Here is a 23319-nt window from a genome sequence, read left to right as displayed (position 1 = left end):
TAAAAACCCTCATCCCAACCTTCTCCCAGAAGGAGAAGGAGCTTCAATTATTTTCTAACATCTTTAAATAACCCCCAAAACAATCTGCATGTTCCAACTCAAATCCAGTTTCAACCATCCGCTTCGCAAAAATCCGTTTTCCAGATTCCTTCTGACTTTCCAAAACCAGTTCAGGTAAATGCAGCTGCCGTTGAAACCATTGAATGGTTTCATGCAAAGGGATCGGCTGATTATTGCTGACAATATACGATTTTTCCGGATGTTCCACGTGAAGCAATTGCGCCAGGAACCGGGCCAGATCATCGATATGAATCCGGTTTGACCAGTGAATCAGAGGATAGCTTTGGGTCTGTTCAGCCAGCTTGATCATCCTCGCCACCGACGTGCCATAAATCCCTGTCGGACGAATGATGATGCATTGATTCGGGAAAGCCTGCTGATAAAGCTGTTCCATCTTTAATAGTAATTGGCCCTGCTCATCACTGGGCTGCATGATTGAATCATCATCAATCCGCTCACCCTTATTTTCATCATAAACACGGGTGGATGAAACAACTACAATCTTTTGAATTGGATGATGTTTTAATGCCTTTACGATAGGTGCAACAGAATTAACATAAGTCTGTTGATAAGCTTCGACCGTACTTTGCGAAGGTGACAGTAATACATATACCCAATCGATAGCTGGAACATGCATTAAATCTAGTTGATGGACATCCTGAATCAGATGCGTCGCAAATTCATCCGTTTTCGGACTTCGGCTAATTGTGGTAATTTGGTGGCCTTGCTGAAATAAGTGTTTAGCAACGCGCTGAGATGTTTTACCATAACCAATAAATAATATATGCATTAAACACCTGATTATATAACCTAAGTTGAGGGTAAATGGCTGCACTCCATCAATTGCAAGGGGTTGGAAACGCCTCTGCTGCTTTACTGGAAAAACTGAATATTTTCACCACAGATGACTTACTCTTTCATCTGCCGCGTGATTATGAAGATCGTAGCACGATCATCCCCATGAACCAATTGACCGTGGGGCGCAGCTATTTGCTAGAAGGCGTGGTCAGAGGTGTGGATTTTCCACCGGGTAAACGCAAATCGATGGCGGTGCTATTAGAGGATGATTTTGGCAAAGTCACCTTGCGTTTTTACCATGTCTATAAAGCCCTGACCGATCGTGCCAAAATAGGCAATCAACTGCGCATCTTTGGTGAAGTGCGTGTCGGCGCGCGTGGTTTGGAGCTTTATCATCCTGAAATCCAGCTAATCACCGAACATACCCCCTTACCCAAAACTGAACTGACCGCCATTTATCCGGCTACTGAGGGTTTAACCCAAGCCAAAATCCGTGACTATGTCAAACAGGCACTGAAACAGCACAGTGATGACCTGCCTGAATTATTGCCAGAAAAATTCACCAATGGTTATGTGCTGAAACAGGCACTGGAATATATTCATGAGCCGCCACTGAATGCAAATATGTTGCAACTGGCACAAGGCTCTCATCCGGCTCAGCAACGTTTAATCTTTGAAGAACTGGTCGCACATCAGATTAGTTTACTTTCACGTCGTGCTTACATTCAGCAAATTGAAGCCCCTTCTTTTTCACCAAGTAAAAACTTTGCCAAACAATTATTAGGCAGTTTGCCGTTTAGCCTGACCTCTGCACAAAAACGTGTCTCCAAAGAAATTGTGCTGGATTTAAAACAGAACAAACCGATGTTACGCTTGGTTCAGGGCGATGTCGGTGCGGGTAAAACTTTGGTGGCTGGCGTGGCAGCCTGTCATGCGCTTGAAGAAGGCTGGCAAGTGGCACTGATGGCACCGACTGAAATTTTGGCTGAACAGCATTATTTGAACTTTAAAAAATGGTTTGAACCCTTAGGGCTTAATGTTTCTTGGCTTTCAGGCAAACAAAAAGGTAAAGCTCGCACAGCAGCAGAACAAGGCATTAAACAAGGCACCGCCAATTTAGTGGTTGGTACCCATGCCCTGTTTCAGGAAAATGTCGAATTTGCCAAACTCGGTTTGGTAATTATTGATGAACAGCATCGCTTTGGGGTGGATCAGCGTTTGGCTTTACGCAACAAAGGCTTAAATGGCATGACACCACATCAACTGGTCATGACTGCTACCCCGATTCCACGTACGCTGGCGATGTCGGCTTATGGCGATCTGGATACTTCGGTGATTGATGAACTTCCTCCCGGCCGTACCCCGATTCAAACCGTGACCATTCCTTTAGACCGCCGTGAAGAAGTGTTAGCTCGGATTGCCAGCAACTGTGCTGAAGGCAAGCAGGCTTATTGGGTTTGTACGCTCGTAGAACAGTCTGAAACTCTGGATGCCCAAGCTGCAGAAGCAACTTATCAGGAAATTAAAGAACGCTTCCCTCATCTAAATATTGGCTTGGTACACGGCAAAATGAAAGCCGATGAAAAGCAGTCGGTAATGCAACAATTTAAAGATAATCAGCTGCAACTGCTGATTGCCACCACCGTGATTGAGGTTGGGGTTGATGTTCCGAATGCCTCGATTATGGTGATTGAAAATGCTGAACGCCTAGGACTTTCACAATTACATCAGTTGCGTGGGCGCGTTGGACGTGGTGCAACCGCCAGTTTCTGTGCCCTGCTCTATAAAAGCCCGCTGTCGCAAAATGGACAGGAACGCTTACGCATTTTGCGTGAAAGTAATGATGGTTTTGTGATTGCAGAAAAAGACCTGGAAATTCGCGGTCCGGGTGAACTGCTCGGCACCAAACAAACTGGAGATATGGGTTTTCGGGTTGCCAAGTTAGAACGTGATGACCATCTGCTGAATCAAGCACATTATGTGGCACAGCAAATTCTCAAAGATTATCCGGAAAATGCCAATGCCTTATTAAAACGCTGGTTGCCTGAAGCACCACGATACGCTTATGTGTAGAGAATCATTTCAAAAAATATATTTGATAACCAGTACAAAATAACACGCTTAGTCAGTTAGTTATGATTGCATGAGCGGCATGGATGCTGCCGTTGTTGAAACTAAATACAAACTGTACAAAATGAACGCAAATAAAAGAAGAATAAAAACATGCTCCAATTCATTAATCCATTGCTCCACAAAGTAATCCAGAGCATTTCGCCTTGTGTACTTTGTGGAATCGACCGACAGCAACACCATTCACTGTGTGAAGATTGCTGGCAACAATTGCCGTGGTCTAAAGGTACTGTTCAGCGACAGGAAATGGATATTCAGGTGGCTTGTCATTATAACTACCCGATTGATCGCATTATTCAAAAATTTAAATATGAACAACAGCTGCATTTTCAAAACCTGCTTGCAGGCACCTTACTGGAACTTCGCCCATCCAAAATTCAAGCCATTGTCCCGATGCCGATATCAAATGAACGACTGGTCAAACGCGGTTACAACCAGTCTTTGGTACTGGCTAAAATCATGGCCAAAGCACTGAATATTCCAATATGGCAACCCATCACCCGTTTACAACAGCATTCACAAAAAGGCTTAAGCCGGTTGGAACGTCTTGAAGATATTGAACAACAATTTCAGATTAATACCACATCCAAACTTCGTTATCGCCGTGTACTTATTTTAGATGATGTCGTGACTACAGGCAGTTCCATCTATGCTTTAAAACAAAAGCTTGAGGAACTCGGTTGTCAGAAAATTTATGCTGCATGTGTCGCGAGTGCGGAGATTTAAAGGCTGCTCTGCTTTTAGGAAATAAAGGGGACTGATTTCCCTCATCTCCTTGCAGAATACATTCCTCACTTTAGAGGAGAAGGAGTCATTTTCCTTTTAAGCAAATTAAATGACAGAGCTTTCGGTTAAAAATTGCTTCACCCACGGCATTACAATTTCAGTGGTTAAGGGCGCAAGTTTAGTTTGCTGATCATCTAAATCAACCCACTTCATTTCTGCAATTTCTGCATCAATTTTTGGTGCATGATCCAAAGTCACCACATAAACATAGCTCACCAATAAATGATCTGGCTCATTGGCTGTGGCTGTTTCAAAGCGACCGACAAATTGCTCAATCGATGCCTGACAACCAATTTCTTCCTGAATTTCACGCAGCATGGTTTGTTCAGGAGGTTCATTCGGTTCCAGTTTCCCGCCCACCTGCATAAAACATGAGGTATGGCGTTTACGCACCACTAAAAGCTGTTGTTGATCATTTAAAATAATGGCTGCTGCCACAGTAATGATTTTCATGCATGTTTCACCAATGCTTCTTGATCCACCATGCCCCATTTCGGTTGTGGCGCTTGGAAAGCATCAAATTGCTCTAAAATATCTTCAATAGAATCTGAGGCAATAATGCTGTCAGAAAAACGTGGATGAGTAAAACCTTTCACTGTGGTCAGATGAATAAATTTCAGCAAATCATCATAAAAACCCGCCACATTTAAAAATGCACACGGCTTTAAATGAATACCCAATTGTGCCCAAGTCCACTGCTCAAAAATTTCTTCCAAAGTTCCAGCACCACCCGGTAAAGCAATAAAAGCATCGGAAAGTTCCGACATTTTGGTCTTGCGTTCATGCATATTCGCAACCACATGCAATTCAGTTAAATGTGGATGCGCAAGCTCGCGGTCGACCAATGCATTTGGGATAACGCCTATAACTTTACCGCCCGCCTGTAAGGCACTATCCGCAACAATACCCATCAAACCTGAACGACCACCACCATAGACCAGTGTTTTACCTTGCCGAGCAATTGTTTGACCCATTTTCTGTGCAGTGTCCAAAAAAATGGAATCTGTCCCCACAGCTGAACCACAAAAAATTGCGATTGATTTCGTCATTTTTTCACCATGTTTTGAAGATATCATACTAATAAAGTAAATTTTCAGGAGATTTTTTAACAAATAAGCGATTCAATCAGTGTTTTTATTCAATTCCTTGTCTAAAATACACCCATCGATTAACCTATACTGCGCAGGGAAAAGACAGCATGCTTGAAGCCTTTTATGCCACAGAGCGCGGTAGTTTGGAAGATGCCACTATTAATGGGGGCTTCGATCTTCACCCAGATTTAGTGTGGATTGATTTAATTGCTCCATCACAAGAAGAACAACAATGGGTATTAGATGCTTATGAACAGAATTTACCCACACTAAAATCATTAGAAGACATTTCCTCATCAGCACGATTTTACCGTGATGATGACGGTATTTTACACATCAGCACCTACTTTTTAACGAAAAATAAAAACTTTCAGGTTGATGGCGAAACAGATGACGATTCGAGTATTTTAGCCACTGTACAAACCGTTGCTTTTATTCTGCACAAACAACATCTGTTTACTTTGCGTGGTGAAAAGCTGGTTGCATTCCGTGCCTTTCGTGCCCGTGCGCGCCGTAATGATTACGAAATTGATTATAAAGACCCCACCTGGGTGTTACTGGGTCTGCTTGAAGCCAAACTGGATGAACTTGCGGATATCCTGGAAGATATCCACAAAGACCTGGAAAAATATTCCACCGAAGTGTTGAACAACCGTCATCGTGAACAAATGCTCGATTTGGATGACATGATTACGCGTCTGGCACAATTAGAAGACATGCTTGGAAAAGCGCAATTGTGTTTAATTGACTTACGCCGTGTGCTGACTTTCTTGTCTCGCCCACGTGCTTTGGGCAGTCATATTTACGATGCGGATATTCGAGAGCTCAGTGAAGACGTGCGCTCCCTTGTTGAACATGATGCCTTCTTATTCCAGAAGGTTCGATTCTTACTGGATACCACATCTGGATTCATTAACACCGAACAGAATGACACGATTCGTCGATTCTCGATCTTGCCAAGTATGCTCGCTCCACCGATGCTGGTGGCCAGTGTTTATGGCATGAATACCGACGTACTGCCTTTTGCGAGAGGAACAAGCAGCTTCATTATGGTCGGTATTATTTTGGTCGCTTTCTTTATTGGACCATTGATTTATTTCCGCTGGAAAAAATGGATTTGAGCGAACTTTAAAGCCCTGCTTTTAAAGCGAAGCGCAAGAAACGCTCCCGATTTGATAAATGCCTATTTGCAGACAATAAAAAAGCACCTTTCGGTGCTTTTTTATTGTGTGTGTTCAGTCAATCAATTGCAGATCATTTTGCAAATGACAGGCTTGAATAATTTTCATCATTTTTTCAGGCACAGCTTTAAACTGGATGCCTTGTGCTTTCGGAGTTTGACGTAACCAGCGAACCAATACCGCCAAAGCCAAAGTACTACCTTGCTCTAACTGTGCCAAATTCACCACTACAGGAAACTGATTTTGAGATTGAATCAGTTTCAAACCCTGCTGGTAATAGCTTTCAGCATTTACATAATCTATTTTTCCAGAAACCTGTAATTCCTGATTAATGATTTCAATCACCGAACACCTACTTAGTTATTTTTTATTAACAGCTACATCTGCATCTGGCTTGAAGTTTGCAATCGCTTTATCCAAGTTACCGCCATTCAGTTTTACGGTTGAAGCAAACTGATTACGGAACTGCAAACCTAAATCAATGCCCGAAACATTAATGTTGCGGATTTTCCATTGATTGCCTTTATCCACCAATTGGAAAGATACAGGAATTTTTTCACCTTTGTTATTAAAGTCCATCGTCACAACAGGGTTTTTACTGTTGGTGTCTTTGTATGGACGAAGGCTATAAGATTGATTTGAGAATTTGGCAAATGCACTACCGTAATTTTCGATTAAAGTTTCACGGAAGTTACGTTCAAATTGAGCACGCTGGGCAGCGGTACTGTATTGATTGGTCGCATAGGTACCCATCACAATACGGGTAAATGATTGTGAATCAATATATGGGTCAAGATTTTGACGTACAATAGCTTTCACTGCAGCCGGATTATTTTGCAATTTCGCATTATCCGCTTTTAAGCGTGAAATCAGACTATCCGCAACTTTTTTAACAAAAGCAGGCGGTGCTTCTGCCGGTGCTGCAAATGCAGTAGTCGCCATCATTATTGATAAAACACTAGCTGCAAGTGTCTGTTTAACTAAAGTATTCACTAAAACTTCCTCTCCAAATTATTCAACAAATGATGTTTCTGCATCAGTTGATTCACCCGATGGCTTTGCATCTGCCGCTTTTGCCGATGATTTACCCGCACCACCAGTAATAAACTTACTAATTAAATCTTCAAGATCCATAGTACCCTGAGTATTGGCAATACTTTCACCACGTTTCACGTAGTTCAAACCACCGCCCGGTACCACTTTTAAGTATTTTTCACCCAATAAACCATTGGTCGCCACCATAATATAAGCATCTTCATCAATACTGGTGATGGAGCGCATGTTATCCAAAAGTTGTTTTTCCATTTCTTTTTGTTTCGCAGGCGTCGCTTCAGTATATTCTGTGCTATAGCGCAGTTCTTCTAAAGCATTGGCTTCCACCGTTTTAAGCTGTTCTTTATTAAATGAAGTCAGCTTACCATCCAATTCGAAATGTACTGTCGCCAAACGCGATACCGGATCAAGGGTAATATCAGTCACCCGACCAATTGTAACCCCACTCATGGTGACTTTTGCGCGCGGTTTTAAACCATTCACATTGTCAAAACTTGCGGTCATGTCATAGCTATCGCGCAGGTTGGTTCCCACCAGACCACTCACTTTCATGGCCAAGAAAAATAATGCAATACCGGTAAGAATGACAAAAATACCTACGGTCAGCTCACTTGTACGTGATTTCATTAAACACCTCCAAACATGACCGCAGTCAACACAAAATCAGAACCTAAAACACACAATGAGGAATACACGACTGTTCGCGTAGTGGATGTTGCAATCCCTTCAGAAGTCGGCACACAGGCATAACCCTGATACACTGCAATCCAGGTACAAAGTACTGCAAAAACTAGACTTTTAATAATGGTGCCGTTGAAAATATCTTTATAGAATTGCACGCTATTTTGCATCCCGCTCCAGAAGGAACCTTCATCCACCCCTAAAAAATCGACGCCTACCATTTTACCGCCCATGATGCCAATGGCACCAAAAATGATCGATAACATCGGCAGACTGACAATACCTGCCCATAAACGGGGTGAAACGATACGTTTCAACGGATCGACACCGATCATTTCCATACTGGCCAACTGCTCTGTCGCTTTCATCAAGCCAATTTCAGCCGTTAAAGCCGAACCGGCACGACCTGCAAACAACAATGCAGCAACTACAGGAGCCAGCTCTCTTAATAGCGTTAAAGATACCATCGTGCCGAGCATGGCTTCTGAGCCAATATTGACCAAAATGGAATAGCCTTGTAAGCCCAGCACCAAACCAATGAACAAACCTGATACGGCAATAATCAATAAAGACATCACACCAATACGGTGCATTTGGTAAATAAACAGTTTGACCCCGAGCCAGGTCGGCATGGAAAATAGGATTTGCAGCAACATCTGGGTTGCCACACCAATACCCTGCACACGTTCAATGACGCGTCTACCTAATGAGGCAATAGCATTCATGAACGCACCTCATCACTTAAATAAGCCTTATGACTAAACTGATAATCGACAGGACCTTCGGCAGCACCGGTTAGGAACTGACGGACAAATGCCGATTCATGTTGTTTTAATTCAGCAGGCGTTCCCTCACCCTGAATGACACCTTCAGCGATAATATAGATGTAATCGGCAATCGATAAGGTTTCCCCGACATCATGCGAGACAATGATCGTGGTTAAATCCAGTGCTTCACGCAAGGTCCGAATTAAACGCGTGAGTACCCCTTTCACAATCGGATCTTGTCCAGCAAAGGGTTCATCATACATGATCAGTTCTGGATCAAGCGCAATGGCCCGTGCCAAGGCGACACGACGGTTCATCCCTCCAGATAGCTCTCCAGGCATAAACTTTTCAGTACCGCGTAAGCCCACCGCTTCCAGTTTAAGTGCCACCAGTTCTGCAATGAGATGTTCAGGGAGTTGGGTATGTGCACGTAACGGAAAAGCCACGTTTTCATAGACGCTCATATCGGTAAACAGAGCACCACTTTGGAATAGCATGCCCATACGTGCCCGAGTCGCAAATAATTCTTGGCGCGACATATGTGCAATATCTTTTCCATCCAATAAGACTTGCCCATGGTCTGGAACGAGCTGCCCAGCAATCAGACGCAGCATGGTTGTCTTACCTGTACCTGAAGGCCCCATAATGGCGGTAATCTGACCACGCCGAATCTTTAAACTGACATGATCGAAAATGACACGTTTCCCTCGTTTAAAGCTCAAATCATTGACTTCAATCCAAGATTCAGCTTGTTGAGGTATTTGATTATTCATAGCTGAGCGTTTTCCTACATTTTTTCAGCATGCATACTATAAAAGGATTAAAGTTTAAAATGTTACTTTTAGATAAAAGCTAACCAATCCAGTGAATGTTCTAATGAATTTAATTGTAATTCTTTTTTTTATAAAAAACAGATATAAAAACAGGACACTGTGTTACAGAACAGAGTTATAGATATAGTACCCAATATTGCATAACAATAAGGCCAAACCAATATAAGGCATAATCACCTCTTGATTAAAATTCCAAATATAATGAGCAGATTTATTGTTCATATTTAACGATTTTAAAACAAAACATGATTGAGTATACATTTTTATCTTATAAGATCAAAGATTAATCCATAAAAAAACCGGTGTTTCCACCGGTTTTTTCTATCTAAATCTAACGATTAAATTAGTCGTTAAATTTACGACGTGGACGATCTTCGCCACCAAAAGCTGGACGTTCGCCACGTGGTTTGTCATCAAAGCTACGACGTGGACGATCTTCACCACCGAAAGTACGCTTAGGACGATCATCGCTGAAAGAACGTTGCGGACGATCACCAAAACCGCCTTCACGACGTGGAGCTGGACGATCACCGAAATCACGACGTGGAGCTGAACGATCACCTTCACGAGCTGGTTTGTAATCTACACGGTTGCCACGGTTGTCATCATTCGAACGTGGTTTGTCACCAAACGAACGTTGTGGACGATCACCAAAACCGCCTTCACGACGTGGTGCTGGACGATCATCGAAAGAACGTTGTGGACGATCACCGAAACCACCTTCACGACGTGGCGCTGGACGATCACCGAAATCACGCTTTGGACGGTCATCAAAAGAACGTTGTGGACGATCACCATAACCGCCTTCACGACGTGGTGCTGGACGATCACCGAAATCACGCTTTGGACGATCATTGCCATAAGAAGGACGTTCGCCACGTGGTTTGTCATCGAAGCTACGTTGTGGACGATCATCACCGCCTTCACGACGTTTGAAGTTGCTTTCGCCTTCAAAACGGCTACGACCACCACCAAAACCACCACGACCGCCATCACGACCACGACCGCCGCCAAAACCACCACGACCGCCATCACGACCACGACCGCCGCCATCACGACTACCGCGTGCAGGAGGTGGAGATGGCTCAAGACCTTCAATTTCAGACACGTTTAAACGTGCATCCAGGAAGTCTTCAAGCGCACGGATTTTACCGCGTTCACGGTAAGTCGCCAAAGTAATTGCATTACCTGTACGACCGGCACGACCTGTACGACCGATACGGTGTACATAGTCTTCGTTTTTCATCGGTAAACCGAAGTTGATTACGTGTGAAATTGTTGGTACGTCAAGACCACGCGCCGCTACGTCCGTAGCAACCAGGATTTTTGCACGACCTTCACGAATGCTGCGTAAACGACGGTTACGAACAGTCTGTGGCATAGCACCGTGAAGTGCTACAACTGATAGACCTGCTTCAGCAAGTTCTTCAGCCAACATGTCTGTATCTTCTTGAGTGCTTGCAAACACAACTGCTTGATCTACTGATTCATCAGATAACCAGTGAGTAAGCAATTTTTTCTTGTGTTCAAAGCCATCAGTCCAATGCAATGTTTGAGTGATGTCAGTATTTGTAGAGTGACCAGTTTCGATCGCAATACGCATAGGATTATTCATCATGCGTTCAGCAAGCGTGATGATACGCGGTGCAAACGTTGCAGAGAACATCAAAGTTTGTTTACGGTTAGCCGCTAAATCACCAATTGCTTCTAGGTCTTCAGAGAAACCCAAGTCAAGCATACGGTCAGCTTCATCGACGATTAACGCGTCAACCATGTCAAGTTTAATTTGACGACGGTTTACAAGATCAAGTAAACGACCTGGAGTCGCAACGACAACTTGTGCACCTTTTAATTGTTGAATTTGTTTACCGAAAGGCATACCACCCATGATCGCAGCAACACGAACACCTTTCATATGACGAACAAATGCAATCGCATCTTGACATACTTGTTGTGCTAATTCACGAGTAGGAGAAATCACAAGAATATTCGGTTGAGTCACCGCTTTCATGCGATCTTTAAATGATACAAGCGTATCTTGATTTGCTAAACCATTTAAAGTAGGTAACAAGAATGCAGCAGTTTTACCAGAACCTGTTTGGCTTGACACAAGAAGGTCTTTACCTTCAAGTGCAGCTGGAATCGCTTGTTCTTGTACAGGAGTTGGTGTAGTAAAACCTAAACCTTCGATCGCTTGTGTTAAAGACTCATCGAGGGAAAAATCAGCAAAAGTTTTGCTCATAGAGAGTGTTCACCCTGAAGTGGGTGCTCCATTTAATAAATTACAATATGGACATCGGCAAAAAGCGGCACAGCAAATAGAGCTGAAAAATAAGGATTCAGCAGCGATCCGAATAACGACGATGTGGATATAACGCACGTATATGATTACGGCCGCAAACCTGAAGGAATCGCTTAAGCGATTGGGGCGCGAAGGATATGTCCTCTCTATGGACAGGACGCGCATACAATGATTAGAAGATAATGTTCAGGTAAAGAACGGAAATTTAAGTGCGTGGCGGCATAATAACAGAATCATTTTAAAAAGTAATCATTTTTTTCGATCGAATTATGAATTGGTACTGTTTTTTTCAGTAACAGTCTATTTTACAACTCAATTTTGTTTATTTTTTAATCGTAAATTTTTTAATTGCCCCCGTTCTTAATATCATTCCTTAAAAGGGATCAAAACCAGCATTAAAGATGAATATCAACTTTGTGTAGCAATAAAAAAGCCCTCACATGGAGAGCTTTTCTTTGTCATATCACTCGATTAAATCGGTATTACTTTGCGGCTTCACCCCAAGCTGGAACGACAGCTTGCATTAAAGGTTTGAGCATTTTCATAGAGCAAGCAATTACTTGACCATTGTCCATAGAATCGGCACCACCACGTGCATCCACTACAGTACCACCTGCTTCTTTTACGATTAACTCGCCTGCAGCGATATCCCAAGGTTTCAAACCAAGTTCGAAGTAGCCATCAAGACGACCTGCAGCAACATACGCCAAGTCTAACGCAGCAGAACCTGAACGACGGAATTGTGCACCCGCTTCAGTCACGTTTAATAATGAATCAAAATGGTTTTTCGCATAAGAAACCACTTCACCGTTACGTTTATTACGGTAAGCATGACCTACAGCCAAGAAGGTCTTGTCTAGGTTATCTTTAATATTTACGCGAATACGACGTTGATTCATCATGGCACCGCGGCCACGACTTGCAGAGAAAAGCTCGTCTTTCACAGGGTCATAAATAACACCGTGTTGAGTTACGCCTTTATGTTGAACTGCAATTGAGATACAGAAATGTGGAAAACCGTTAATGAAGTTTAAAGTACCGTCCAAAGGATCGATCACCCAACACCAATCGGCGTCGTGACCTTTACCTTCTTGCAGACCAAACTCTTCACCAAGGAAGCTGTGGTTTTTATAGCTTTTACGTAGAGTATCGATAGTCAACTGTTCCAAATAACGATCTACACGCGTTACCGGACCATCAATCCCTTTTTCTTCGACTTGTAGATCGAGTTTATGACGATTTTGATGCGCTTTTAAAAGCTCTTGACCAACTAATTGAGCCGCACGCGCAGCCATAACCACCATAGGTTCCATTGAACACCCACTACAAATTTGAAGATACTGATAAAGAATAATGCATAAAAGCCCTCACATTTTAGCAAATATGAGGGCTTTTAGGGGAAAAATGTTTCTAAAATTTAATTCATCATGATGAAACGGTTTGCACAAGCTTTAGCCAAGCCAATTCAATTGATTTTTCAATGCCTTTGGCATCCAGTCCAGCCTGTTGCAACATTTGTGCATGTGATGCTTGGTGCATGAAAATATCAGCTAAGCCTAAATTTAAAGTCGGTTTAACAATTTGTGCTTGAGCCAGATATTCATTGACCGCACTCCCCGCACCTGCCATCACTGCATGTTCTTCAACCGTCACAAATAAACTGGTGGTGCTGGCAAGTGCTGCAATCATCTGCTCATCTAACGGTTTCACAAAGCGCATGTTGACGACACGAACGCCCACATCATGTATTTGTGCCACTGCTTGTGCAGCTTCAATCGCAACCGTTACACGACTACCAAATGCCAGAATACTAATCTGTTCATCTTGCTGTTCATTAAAACTGGCCACAATTTCTGCTTTACCAATCTCTAAAGCAGTCAATTGTTGTTGAATTTCAACACCGATACCATTTCCACGCGGATAACGTACCGCTGCAGGACCATTGTATTGATAAGCTGTATGCAACATCTGACGACATTCATTTTCATCTTTAGGCGCCATAATCACCATATTCGGTACGGTACGCATAAAGGCATAGTCATAAGCACCGGCATGAGTTGGGCCATCTTCACCGACCAAACCGGCACGGTCGATGCCAAAGGTCACATCTAAATTCTGTAAAGCGACATCATGCACCAGTTGATCATAACCACGTTGCAAGAAGGTCGAATAAATGGCAACCACCGGTTTTAAGCCTTCGCAAGCCATACCTGCAGCCAAAGTCACGGCATGTTGTTCAGCAATTGCGACATCGAAAAAGCGTTCAGGAAATTGCTTGGCGAACTGCACCATACCTGAGCCTTCACACATTGCCGGTGTAATCGCGAGTAAGCGATCATCTTGTGCAGCTTCGTCACACAGCCATTGTCCAAATACATCCGAATATTTAGGGGCTGTATTTACTGCAGGCGTTGAATTTATTTTGCTGATCGCATGATATTTAATCTGATCTGCTTCAGCAGGTGCAAAGCCCTTGCCTTTTTTGGTATAGACATGAATTAAACGCGGACCTTTACGTTTTTTCAGTGCCTCAAAAACTTGTACCAGTTGATTGATATCATGACCATCGAAAGGACCGAAGTAGTCAAAACCAATGGCTTTAAATAAATTGTCTGCGGCATCTGTTGCTGCACTATGTAAACGAGCATTATAGGTCCATGCAGGATGCGGCTGAATATAAGCATCACCCTCATCGGACACATTCACCGAATGACCACGTTCCCAAATGGCAGCCAGGTGTTTGGCAAAACCACCGGTACTGCATGAAATAGACATGTCATTGTCATTCAGCACCACGATTAAATCAGCATTGTGTGCCACCGCATCGTTCATGGCTTCAAAAGCCATCCCTGCGGTCATTGCACCATCACCGATAATCGAAACCACTTCACATGGGTCTTTTTGATAACGACGTGCCAGTGCCATACCCAGTCCAGCTGAAATTGCTGTTGATGAATGGCCTACACCAAAAGTATCAAAAACTGATTCTTCACGGGATGGGAAAGCTGCCAAGCCATCTTTGGCACGAATGGTGGTCAATTGCTCACGGCGACCAGTCAAGGCTTTATGCGGATAAGCCTGATGACCCACATCCCAAATAAGACGGTCATGCGGGGTATTAAAACAATAGTGCAAAGCCACCGTCAGTTCAATCACACCCAGATTGGCACCAAAATGCCCGCCACTTTGTCCTGCTGCATACAAAATGTACTGACGTAACTCATCCGCCACTTTTTCTAATTGGCTGCGCTCGAGCAATCGTAATTGTTGGGGATGATCAATTGCATCCAGCAACGGTGTTACAGGGCGATGAGTCGGTATTTCTGTATACAACATAAATGGCAAAGCCTTCTAAAGCCTGGCAAATCCTAAGCTAGGTAAATGGGTTATTCGAGCACAAGCAAGTGTCGAATTGTATCACCTTTAAATCAGCCACATTTCTAGCGATGCAGTTTAGAGGCAGATCTCTACACTGGGTGTTTGTTCATGAGCGAGATTATCCTGAATAATCTTACTATTTATCAACCATTATCGTTCGCTTTATACAAAAAAGAAAATCTTCTGCATAATTTCATCATAGCAATTCTACCAATGTCCAAGCATTACGCTATACTTTAGCCAATTAATGAACTATTTGACGGGTTAAGCAGTGCCTATAGAATTTGTCGCAACTTCAAGATTACCAACCGCTTTTGGTGAATTTAAAATCACTGTATTTCAAGATCCTCAAACCGGTGAAGAACATGTCGCACTTTCTAAAGGACTCGAAATTCCACCGACCGATCCGGTACTGGTTCGGATTCACTCTGAATGTTTAACCGGTGATGCCTTTGCCTCACTGAAATGTGATTGCGGACCACAACTCCAGGCCACCATGAAACTCATTAATGAAGTCGGTCAAGGCGTGATTTTATACTTGCGCCAGGAAGGTCGTGGTATTGGACTAACCAATAAAATTCGCGCCTATGCCCTGCAAGATCAGGGACATGATACCGTGGATGCCAATCTGATGTTGAATTTACCTGCAGATGCGCGACGTTATGACATGTGCACCATCATGCTGGATCATTTAAAGGTCAAACAAGTTAAACTGGTGACCAATAATCCTTCAAAAATTGCAGCACTAGAAGAACTGGGTATTGATGTGATAGATCGTGTTCCCCTCACCGTGGGCTTAAATCCGTTCAATGCAGAATATCTAAAAACCAAACATGAACGCATGGCGCATATGTATAAGAAAGGCGATTTTTAAATCCTACTTATTTTATAAATCTCCCCTCACCCTTCTTTGAAAAAGAGGGGAAAAAGCCTCACTTTTTTAAAGGGAGGTTGGAGGGATTAAATAACATTAAATCGTCATCGAGAAAATCCGGTTTTCAGGCTTTTTACGCTTTAAGTGCAAATCAAACGCCATACAGATATTGCGTACAAAGGGCTTCCCTTTTTCTAAAATCGTGACCGACCGGTTCTCAATTTTAATCAGTTCATCCTGCTGCATTTCTTCAAGTTGCATCAACACTTCATCAATTTCAGGAAATTGCATCTCGGCATCTAGCCATGACGTTGTAAACGTACACATCAAGTTCAGGATATGTTTACGAATCATTAAATCTTCTGTGTTGAGCACATGGCCTCGATACACAGGAATTTCATTATTTTCCAAACGTGTGTAATAGTCTTCCAGTTTCTTTTCATTCTGGGCAAAGCTGTACCAACTGTCGCTAATCGATGAAATGCCCAAGCCAATCATCACCTGCGTTTTAGATGCGGTATAGCCCATAAAGTTGCGATGTAAAGTCCCTTCTTGAAAAGACTGATACATCCCATCTTTTTCCAAGGCAAAATGATCCATGCCAATTTCATGATAGCCCTGTGCGAGTAATTTATTTTTACCCTCCTCATAGCATTGGCGCTTCAACTCATCTTTGGGTACATCAGCATCTTTAAAACCACGCTGACCATTGCCTTTAATCCAAGGCACATGTGCATAGCTATAAAAGGCCAAGCGATCTGGCATTAAACGGTTGGTCTGGTCGATGGTATTTAGCACATCTTCCAGATTCTGGAACGGCAAACCAAACACCAGATCATGCGAAATTGACTCATAGCCAATCTCTCTCGCCCATTGTGTAACCCGTTCTACATGCTCAAAAGGCTGAATGCGATGAATGGCTTTTTGCACGTTTTCATTATAATCCTGCACTCCGTAACTGACCCGACGAAAGCCCAAATCATACAGGGCTTGTAAATGCTCTTTGGTCGTATTGTTGGGATGTCCTTCAAAGCTAAATTCGTGCTGGGGTGCAATTTCGGCTTTAGACAAAATGCCTTGAATCAGTTGTTGTAAGTGTTCTACTGAAAAGAAGGTCGGCGTTCCCCCACCCAAATGAATCTCTTTAATGACTGGCTTATCTTCAAGAAGTTCGCAATACAAGTGCCACTCTTTCAACACTGCCTGTATATAAGGCTGTTCCACCTCATGGCGTTTGGTGACCCGTTTATGACAGCCGCAGAAGGTGCATAAACTTTCACAAAATGGCAGATGGATATAAAGACTAATCCCCTCACTTTGATTGGATTCATCAAAAGATCGTTTTAGTGTTTCTTTCCAAAGCTGTAAAGAAAACAAGTCCTCTTGCCAATAGGGCACCGTCGGATAACTGGTATAGCGCGGCCCCGGAACATTATATTTTTGGATTAAAGAACTTGCCGGCTTTGACATCAAGATTGCCCCATTTTAATTAACCACGCTGACCTAAGATGCACAGTCTGCTTTTCCTTATTGTGCTGAGCTTGATCAATGAATTCAACCCAGCCTTTTAGTCGGAATATCTTGAATTTATTTTCCATTTTAAAAAAGCATCACGGCTTTTCCCAATCAGATCAATTGGTAAAAATCCCTTAATTTTTTTATGATTTTATGTTTTGATGTATGCATTCTCTATCTTTCCCCATGAGGGTTCTGATGCAGCATCCTAATTCCGCTGATATTCAACGCGTTCGCGAATTTCTCCTCGATTTACAGGCACGTATTTGTGCAGGTCTAGAACAACGAGAATTAGAGAGTGGTGGCACTGCTCATTTTGAGATTGATGATTGGGAACGCCCGGAAGGTGGTGGCGGCCGTTCACGTGTTTTACAAAATGGAACCGTGATTGAAAAAGGTGGGGTGATGTTTTCTCACATCAACATTTCAAAATTACCGGCCTCTGCAACTGAACGTCATCCACAAATTGCCGGTGCAAAAGCACAGGCTATGGGCGTGTCGTTGGTCATTCATCCAAAGAACCCTAATGTTCCAACCTCACATGCCAACGTGCGTTTGTTTGTTGCCGAGCCTGAAGGACAGGATCCAGTGTGGTGGTTTGGGGGTGGTTTTGACTTAACCCCCTTCTATCCAAATGATCAAGACGTGTTGACCTGGCACCAGAAAGCCCATGATCTTTGCGCGCCATTTGGTGAAACGGTTTATGCGGAACACAAAAAGTGGTGTGATGACTACTTCTATTTAAAACATCGCGATGAACAACGTGGCGTGGGTGGATTGTTCTTTGATGATTTAAATCAGTGGGATTTTGAAACCTGCTTTAAATACATTCAAGCAGTCGGTAATGGTTATTTGGAAGCGATCTTGCCGATTTTCCAGCGCCATCAGAATCAACCTTATAGCAAAGCGCAACGTGATTTCCAACTCTACCGTCGTGGTCGTTATGTGGAATATAATTTGGTTTATGACCGTGGCACCTTGTTTGGCCTACAAACCGGTGGTCGGATTGAATCGATTTTAGTCAGTATGCCGCCGCTTGCCGCTTGGTCGTATCGTCCGGAATGGGAAGAAAATTCTCCTGAAAAACGCTTAACTGACTATTATTTAAAACCACAGGATTGGTTGACTGAACTTCAATAGTTAAAAATATATTTAATCCCTTTTTCCATTTTGGATGAAGGGATTTTTTATATTTATTATTTTCTTTGTACATAAAATTAGATGCTTAGAACAATAAAAAAATTTAAATCAATATTTTCATGTCATCAAAAATTCATCATATTTTACTTATAATAATTCTACCGACATATTTCCTTACAGCACTAGACTCTGTAGATTTTATAAAATCGTTTAGACTGAGAAAATCAATTTACTATTCACACATATTTAAAAAGCACATATCAATTAAAAAAATCGTGCTTTAGGAAGCCTACAATGTTAGATAAAATTTTAAATCACAAGGTGATTCTATTTTGGTCCATTTTCACCCTAATCCTATGTTCCATCGCCATCACATTCTCATCAGACAATAACCTTTCTGATCGTTTATCGATTACATTTACTGTCTTTGCAGGGTTTGCCTTGTTTTTTACCGCAGCAATGTGGTTAGAAGATATGGTTCATGAAATCTGTAATCCTTAATATTATTTCAATCCGCTTTAATTCTCTGAACCTAACTCAATTACTTTTATACCTGCTTAACTTTTCATTTTTCCCTGCCTCTGCCTTTAGCCTGGTTTAAAAATCACGTATATTGAATGCCATTTCCGCACATGGACCTTGTGAAATGAGCAAACAATTCGCGGTGGTTGGGCATCCAATCGAACAGTCACGTTCGCCAGAACTTCATCATGCTTTTGCCAAAAAAACAGGGATTGACCTGAATTACAGCAAACGTCTTGCTCCTCTTGATGGTTTTGAAGCCAGTATCCAGGCGTTCTTTGCCGAGGGTGGCATCGGCATGAACGTAACCGTGCCTTTTAAGGAACAAGCGTTTGCACAGTGCCAAGTCCTGACGGAACGTGCCAAAATTGCCAAAGCGGTAAATACCTTGTGGATGCAAGATGGCAAGCTGCATGGTGATAACACCGATGGTCAAGGCTTGGTAGATGCGATTAAAGCCCTGGATTGGAATCTGGACAATACCGATCTTTTAATTATTGGTGCTGGTGGGGCAACACGCGGTGTGGTCTACCCTTTGGTTCAGGCTGGCGTGAAAAAAATCGTGATTGCCAATCGTACCCTTGCCCGTGCTGAACAACTTGTTGCCGATTTAAAAGATGCAGTTCCACAAGCAACACTGGCTGCAATCTCTTTAGATGATTTGGCGGGTGAGTTTGATCTGGTCATTAATGCGACCTCTGCCAGCCTAAGTGGCGATGCTCTGGTTTTACCTGAATCTTTACAGTTTAAACATGCCTATGAAATGGCGTATGGCAAACCGTCGAGCTTTTTAGATCAAGCCAAAGCTCGTGGTATTCCAACTTCAGAAGGTTATGGCATGTTGGTGGGTCAAGCGATTGAATCTTTCTCCATCTGGAATGGTGTAAAGCCAGCCCTGAAAGATTTTCTTTAACAGTTTGAAATAAAGTGAGTGGAAAGAAGTAAAATCTTGCTTCTTTCCACTATTGCACATAAAAAATTTAAACTGGCTTTTATGACCTCATGCTTCATTCATTAAAGCGGATGAAAATGATTAAAACATTCACCTATCCAAAACTTAAGACAGGTACTAACACTATAATTTAATTATTATTTACAATATTTGTTTGCATCAAGCACATTAAAAATGTGAAGCAAACAATATAATCAGTTACATTAAGAGCTAAATTCATCTATTTATAATTCGCCTTTCTGACATTTTTACAAGGCTACACCATCAATGTATTTTGATGAACAATGTGAATAATCAAACTATCGATTCGGATAATCCAAAACTATTTCTAAATTAGGATTAACATTATGCCAACTTATAAAGCTCCTTTACACGACATTCGCTTTTTAATGAATGAAGTTTTTGATTACCCAGAACATTACAAAACTTTATCAAATGGCGAAGCTGCCGATCCTGACACTGTAGACATGATTCTTGAAGGGGCAGCAGATTTTTGTGAAAACGTACTCTCTCCTTTAAACCAGTCGGGTGATGAAGAAGGCTGTCATTTTGAAAACGGCGAAGTTAAAACACCAAAAGGCTTTAAAGAAGCCTATGACCAATTCGTACAAGGTGGCTGGCAAGGTCTGTCTTATCCTGAAGAGTTTGGTGGTCAAGGCTTACCGATGTCACTTAACCTGATCAAATCTGAAATGATGGGTACAGCGAACTGGTCATTCACCATGTATCCAGGTTTGAGCATGGGCTGTATGAATACCATCATGCAGTTCGGAACTGAAGAACAAAAAAATATCTATATGCCGCATTTAACTGCGGGAACCTGGTCGGGCACCATGTGCTTGACTGAACCACAATGTGGTACAGACTTGGGACAAGTCAAAACCAAAGCTGAACCGCAAGCGGATGGCACCTATAAAATTACTGGAACCAAAATTTTCATCTCTGCAGGTGAACATGACCTGACTGAAAATATTGTCCATATTGTCCTTGCCCGTCTTCCTGATGCGCCAACAGGAACCAAAGGTATCTCTTTATTTATCGTGCCTAAATTTACCCCGACTGTAGACGGTAGCGTAGGTGAACGTAACCCTGTGACCTGTGGTTCAATTGAACACAAAATGGGGATTCGGGCTTCAGCAACCGCTGTTTTAAATTTTGATGCTGCGACCGGCTACCTGATTGGTGAACCGCACAAAGGTTTGCATGCCATGTTTACCTTTATGAACACTGCACGAATTGGTACAGCTGTGCAAGGTATTGCCCATGCAGAATTGTCTTTCCAGGGTGCATTGCCATATGCCAAAGAGCGCATGTCTATGCGTGCGCTATCAGGCAAGAAAGACCCTGAACAAGTGGCAGATGCAATCATTCACCATGCTGACGTGCGCCGTATGCTGCTGACGCAAAAAGCCATTGCTGAAGGTGGTCGTGCCATGATTTATCATGCTGCACAGCTTGCTGACAAAATGACCGATGCTCTGACCCAAGGCGACCAAGCCAAGTTTGAAGAATATGATGACAAACTTGGTTTCTACACGCCAATCTTGAAAGGTTTCTTGACTGAATTGGGTCTTGAAGCGGCGAACCACGGCATGCAGGTGTTCGGTGGTCATGGTTATATTAAAGAACATGGTATGGAACAAATTGCACGTGATGCCCGTATTGCTACCTTATATGAAGGTACAACCGGTGTTCAGGCACTTGACCTGATTGGTCGTAAAGTTCTGCTTTCTTCTAAAGGTAAAGTGGTTCGTGACTATACTGCTGAAATCTTGCGTTTCTGTGGTCGCCACGCACGCAACAAATACATGCGTCGTTTTGCATGGGACTTAACCAAGATTTGTGCACAATGGAATGCTTTGACTGTACGCATCATGCTTGCAGCACGTAAAGACCGTGACATCGTCTCTTCAGCTTCTGTTGATTTCTTGATGTTCTCTGGCTATGCGATGATGGCTTACTATTGGGCGCAACAAGCGGCTGTCGCTTCTGAGAAATTGGAATCGGGTGACGGTGCAGAAGTTCCTGAATTCTATAAAGCAAAAATCAAAGTTGCCGATTTCTACTTCGAGCGTATATTGCCTCGTACTCAAGGTCATGCAGAAGCTATGGTTAATCCATCGAAAACCATGATTTCTTTAGCACCTGAACACTTCAGCTTTGACTACTAAGTTGTAAAGTTAGAATCAAAAAAAGAGCACTTCGGTGCTCTTTTTTATGCGCTACAATAATCCCAATGCAAGCTCAATCCTCCAAAGAATAGAATAATAAAAAATCAATTCGGTGGCCGTTTAGATGAAAAAATTATTTTCGTTGCTGAGTCGCTTTTATCAGACTTATAGCGCAACGACTCCTCTAAATGCCCATCATCTTGAGCAAAATTTTGATTCACCTGATCCTGCCAACTGGGGTGATGCTGCCCAGCCGATTACCCTGATCAGAACAGGACTGGGCAATGATCATATTCTTCAGGGATTAGCGCTTGATCACAGGCACGAGCTTTTGTACACCACGCATGTCGAGGGTAATCCTGAACAAGGCGTGATGAATAGATTTAAGTTGCACCACTCAAATTTATGGTCTGCTCAAGATGCACAAAAACCCTCCTCCCTGATTGGTCATCAAGGCATTTCAGTCGATCCACAGAGTGACTTTATTTTTGCTTCTGCAGGAACCGGCATTCCCAATAAAGGTTGGTATATTCTCAAATTTCAATACACGCCCAATGCTGCCCCCAGTAACACCCAAGTCATTCAGGTATTTGATAACCGATACAGCAAGATCACCAACACCATGCCTTCAATCACACCGGATGGAAAATATCTACTGGTGCGAGGCAATAACCATAAAGTGAATGTCATCCGTATTTTTAAATTAGATCTCATCACCCAAAAAAGCTTAACCGATATTCGTTTTTTATATGAAGATGAATGGCCGATTGATTCGGACTTCACGCATGATAAATCTGCATTTCAAGGCCTGAGCACCGATGGGACTTACGTATATTTATTAAGCGGAAATAAAAATAAAGGCCCTAAAAGAATTTATGTTTATGACTTAACCGGCAAACTGATTCAAAAAATGGATCATGTGACACTCGGTCATTTTGATTCCTTATCCAATCATGCCATCCAATATTGGGAGCCAGAAGGCCTAACGGTAGATAGTCAAAACCATCAGCTCTACATTTTATATACCATAGGCAATAATGGACAATTCTTAGGCCGTATTTATCGAATGAAAATTAATAAATAAA

General features: G+C 42.5%; 21 protein-coding genes. 9 read left to right on the top strand and 12 right to left on the bottom strand.

Annotation, left to right across the window (positions count from 1 at the left end):
• Positions 1–43 precede the first annotated feature (43 nt).
• The gene (locus HLH18_RS15020; RefSeq protein ID WP_171547468.1) at positions 44–850 is read right to left on the bottom strand and encodes a sugar nucleotide-binding protein; all 807 of its coding nucleotides are present in this window, start codon (positions 848–850) and stop codon (positions 44–46) included.
• Positions 851–885: 35 nt separating this feature from the next.
• Here HLH18_RS15020 and recG point away from each other — a divergent pair, with 35 nt between their 5' ends.
• Positions 886–2931 (top strand): ATP-dependent DNA helicase RecG, encoded by a 2046-nt coding sequence (recG, locus tag HLH18_RS15015; protein ID WP_171547467.1) that lies wholly within the window; start codon positions 886–888, stop codon positions 2929–2931.
• Positions 2932–3081: 150 nt separating this feature from the next.
• Complete coding sequence (locus tag HLH18_RS15010) at positions 3082–3714, top strand: ComF family protein (RefSeq protein ID WP_171547466.1); 633 nt, start codon at positions 3082–3084, stop codon at positions 3712–3714.
• 105 nt (positions 3715–3819) lie between these two features.
• Here HLH18_RS15010 and HLH18_RS15005 read toward each other — a convergent pair whose 3' ends face one another.
• Both HLH18_RS15005 and HLH18_RS15000 read right to left on the bottom strand, forming a co-directional pair.
• The gene (locus HLH18_RS15005; protein WP_171547465.1) at positions 3820–4227 is read right to left on the bottom strand and encodes an NUDIX hydrolase; all 408 of its coding nucleotides are present in this window, start codon (positions 4225–4227) and stop codon (positions 3820–3822) included.
• Positions 4224–4823 carry an LOG family protein gene (locus tag HLH18_RS15000; protein WP_171547464.1) on the bottom strand — a complete coding sequence of 200 codons (600 nt, stop codon included), beginning with the start codon at positions 4821–4823 and terminating at the stop codon, positions 4224–4226. The genes HLH18_RS15005 and HLH18_RS15000 overlap by 4 nt, the downstream gene beginning before the upstream one ends.
• 149 nt (positions 4824–4972) lie before the next feature.
• Here HLH18_RS15000 and HLH18_RS14995 point away from each other — a divergent pair, with 149 nt between their 5' ends.
• On the top strand, positions 4973–5986 hold the full coding sequence (locus HLH18_RS14995; RefSeq protein ID WP_131291463.1) for a CorA family divalent cation transporter: 1014 nt from the start codon (positions 4973–4975) through the stop codon (positions 5984–5986).
• A gap of 114 nt (positions 5987–6100) precedes the next feature.
• Here the strand turns inward: HLH18_RS14995 and HLH18_RS14990 are convergent, their stop codons facing one another.
• The 8 genes from HLH18_RS14990 to dxs form a co-directional block, all read right to left on the bottom strand.
• Positions 6101–6391 carry an STAS domain-containing protein gene (locus tag HLH18_RS14990; protein ID WP_131291465.1) on the bottom strand — a complete coding sequence of 97 codons (291 nt, stop codon included), beginning with the start codon at positions 6389–6391 and terminating at the stop codon, positions 6101–6103.
• A gap of 15 nt (positions 6392–6406) precedes the next feature.
• Positions 6407–7039: an MlaC/ttg2D family ABC transporter substrate-binding protein gene (locus tag HLH18_RS14985; protein ID WP_350643637.1), complete on the bottom strand. Its 633-nt coding sequence runs from the start codon at positions 7037–7039 to the stop codon at positions 6407–6409.
• Positions 7040–7057: 18 nt separating this feature from the next.
• Complete coding sequence (gene mlaD, locus HLH18_RS14980; protein WP_171547463.1) at positions 7058–7726, bottom strand: outer membrane lipid asymmetry maintenance protein MlaD; 669 nt, start codon at positions 7724–7726, stop codon at positions 7058–7060.
• On the bottom strand, positions 7726–8505 hold the full coding sequence (mlaE, locus tag HLH18_RS14975; protein ID WP_171547462.1) for a lipid asymmetry maintenance ABC transporter permease subunit MlaE: 780 nt from the start codon (positions 8503–8505) through the stop codon (positions 7726–7728). Before mlaE ends, mlaD begins: the two co-directional genes overlap by 1 nt.
• The gene (locus tag HLH18_RS14970; RefSeq protein WP_171529409.1) at positions 8502–9320 is read right to left on the bottom strand and encodes an ABC transporter ATP-binding protein; all 819 of its coding nucleotides are present in this window, start codon (positions 9318–9320) and stop codon (positions 8502–8504) included. Before HLH18_RS14970 ends, mlaE begins: the two co-directional genes overlap by 4 nt.
• Before the next feature lie 403 nt (positions 9321–9723).
• Entirely contained in the window at positions 9724–11622 is a 1899-nt protein-coding gene (locus HLH18_RS14965; protein ID WP_171547461.1) for a DEAD/DEAH box helicase, read from the bottom strand.
• A 542-nt stretch (positions 11623–12164) separates the two neighbouring features.
• On the bottom strand, positions 12165–12995 hold the full coding sequence (locus tag HLH18_RS14960; RefSeq protein ID WP_171529407.1) for an inositol monophosphatase family protein: 831 nt from the start codon (positions 12993–12995) through the stop codon (positions 12165–12167).
• A 112-nt stretch (positions 12996–13107) separates the two neighbouring features.
• Positions 13108–15018 (bottom strand): 1-deoxy-D-xylulose-5-phosphate synthase, encoded by a 1911-nt coding sequence (dxs, locus tag HLH18_RS14955; protein ID WP_171547460.1) that lies wholly within the window; start codon positions 15016–15018, stop codon positions 13108–13110.
• Between the two features lie 313 nt (positions 15019–15331).
• Here dxs and ribA point away from each other — a divergent pair, with 313 nt between their 5' ends.
• A complete protein-coding gene (gene ribA, locus HLH18_RS14950) occupies positions 15332–15934 on the top strand; it encodes a GTP cyclohydrolase II (protein ID WP_171547459.1) in 603 nt (200 codons plus the stop codon).
• 96 nt (positions 15935–16030) lie between these two features.
• Here ribA and hemN read toward each other — a convergent pair whose 3' ends face one another.
• The gene (gene hemN, locus HLH18_RS14945; protein WP_171547458.1) at positions 16031–17404 is read right to left on the bottom strand and encodes an oxygen-independent coproporphyrinogen III oxidase; all 1374 of its coding nucleotides are present in this window, start codon (positions 17402–17404) and stop codon (positions 16031–16033) included.
• Between the two features lie 243 nt (positions 17405–17647).
• On the opposite strand from hemN, the gene hemF reads away from it, so the two are divergent.
• The 5 genes from hemF (at position 17648) to HLH18_RS14920 (ending at position 23318) form a co-directional block, all read left to right on the top strand.
• Positions 17648–18589, top strand: a complete 942-nt coding sequence (gene hemF, locus HLH18_RS14940; protein WP_171547457.1) for an oxygen-dependent coproporphyrinogen oxidase — start codon at positions 17648–17650, stop codon at positions 18587–18589.
• A 294-nt stretch (positions 18590–18883) separates the two neighbouring features.
• Complete coding sequence (locus tag HLH18_RS14935) at positions 18884–19090, top strand: hypothetical protein (RefSeq protein WP_171547456.1); 207 nt, start codon at positions 18884–18886, stop codon at positions 19088–19090.
• 145 nt (positions 19091–19235) lie between these two features.
• Entirely contained in the window at positions 19236–20024 is a 789-nt protein-coding gene (gene aroE, locus HLH18_RS14930; RefSeq protein WP_171547455.1) for a shikimate dehydrogenase, read from the top strand.
• A gap of 386 nt (positions 20025–20410) precedes the next feature.
• Positions 20411–22234, top strand: coding sequence for an acyl-CoA dehydrogenase C-terminal domain-containing protein (locus HLH18_RS14925; protein ID WP_171547454.1), 1824 nt, complete (start codon positions 20411–20413; stop codon positions 22232–22234).
• Positions 22235–22358: 124 nt separating this feature from the next.
• Complete coding sequence (locus HLH18_RS14920; protein WP_171547453.1) at positions 22359–23318, top strand: phage baseplate protein; 960 nt, start codon at positions 22359–22361, stop codon at positions 23316–23318.
• The last annotated feature ends 1 nt before the right edge of the window (position 23319 follow it).

This window comes from Acinetobacter sp. ANC 5414 (genome assembly GCF_013004295.1).
In the GTDB taxonomy this organism is placed as follows: Bacteria; Pseudomonadota; Gammaproteobacteria; order Pseudomonadales; family Moraxellaceae; genus Acinetobacter.
The sequence above is the reverse complement of the archived record's forward strand: the minus strand, read 5'-3'. Positions and strand labels throughout refer to the sequence as shown.